Source organism: Chloroflexota bacterium (assembly GCA_038040195.1).
In the GTDB taxonomy this organism is placed as follows: domain Bacteria; phylum Chloroflexota; class Limnocylindria; order QHBO01; family QHBO01; genus DASTEQ01.
Genome location: JBBPIR010000040.1, coordinates 1 through 1,384 on the forward strand (window position 1 = coordinate 1; position 1,384 = coordinate 1,384).

1 protein-coding gene is annotated in these 1,384 nt (G+C 68.1%); it reads right to left on the reverse strand.

All coding sequences use genetic code 11. The annotated features are described in order from the left end of the window. Positions 1 to 397: 397 nt before the first annotated feature. The coding region (locus tag AABM41_09890) for a TIGR03557 family F420-dependent LLM class oxidoreductase (protein ID MEK6192604.1) at positions 398 to 1,384 on the reverse strand (987 nt) is incomplete at its 5' end.

Sequence of the window (1,384 nt, forward strand, 5' to 3'; positions counted from 1 at the left end):
GAACCATCCAGAGATCGCATCAACGGATGGAGCGTCCAGAGATTGCATCAACGGACGGCACGTCAGAGATTGCATCAACGACAGATGGCAAAGATCCCTCCGGGTTGTTCGCTGTTCCGCGCGTCTCCCACCCCGGAACGCCAACGACCCACGAGACGATCGGAATCTCGACTCCGACGTGCCGGCTCACCACCGGGACCGGCCATGTCCGCGCACGATCCCGGCGTCCGCCACGGCGGCGGTGGGCCGCAGACCGCCGGCGAGCCGCACCGCCTCGGCCTGACGCTCGGGCCGGTTGCCGACGTACGCACCGGCGTCGTTGGGTCCCGTCGAGAGGATCCTCCGTTGGATCGTGTGGCCGATCGGCCTCGGCCTCGATCGTGTCTCCTTGGCGGACCTAGGCGTGCACCGCGCTGAGCTTCAGGGTGGGCAGGAGTTCACGCTCCGCGAAGCGCAGGAAGCCCTGCTGATCCGGTCCGACCTGGTGCAGGTAGACGCGGTCGTATCCGGCGTCGAGGTATTCGCGGATCCTGGCGAGATGCCGTTCCGGGTCCGGACCGCATGTGAGGGCGTCGGCGACCTGATCCTCGGTGACCGATGAGGTCAGATGTTCGAAGTGGGCAGGGTTCGGGAGCTCCTGGGTCGCCTCCCCATGGATCGCGACCGTCGGCCACCACTCGCGCGCCGTCCGCCTCGCCTCGCGCTCCGAGGCGGCCCAGCACAGCGTCACCTGCCCGAACCGTGGACCGCGGCCGCCGGCCTCCTGGAATGCCGACAGAAGTGAGGCCTCAGGCCCGGTGCCGATGAAGCCATCGGCGATGCGCGCCGCCTGTCGGGCGGCCTTCTCTCCACCCGCCGCCAGGTAGATCGGTGGCAGGCGTTCGGGCAGCGAATAGATGCGCGCGTTCTGGACCGTGTAGTGCCGCCCGCGATGGCTGGTGAGGTCGCCGGTCCAGAGCTGTCGGATGATGTCGACCGCCTCCTCGAGCATCTCCGCCCGGACCTCCCACTCCGGCCAGCGCGTGCCGAGGATGTGCTCATTGAGGTTCTCGCCGCTACCCAATCCGAGGAAGAACCGATCCGGCATCAGCGAGGCCGTCGTCGCGGCGGCCTGGGCGATGATGGCCGGATGGATCCGGACCGTGGGGCACGTCACGCCGGTCCCGACGACCAGCTTCTCGGTCGCCTCGGCGATCGCGCCGAGCACGCTCCATACGAACGGGCTTTGTCCCTGGCGATCGATCCACGGGTGGAAGTGGTCTGAGATCAGCGCGAATGAGAACCCAGCCTCCTCGGCCTGTCGAGCGTGACGGACGAGGTCCGCGGCGGCATGCTCCTCGCTGGAGAGCGCGTAGCCGACTTCGATCACGATCGACCGCGCTTC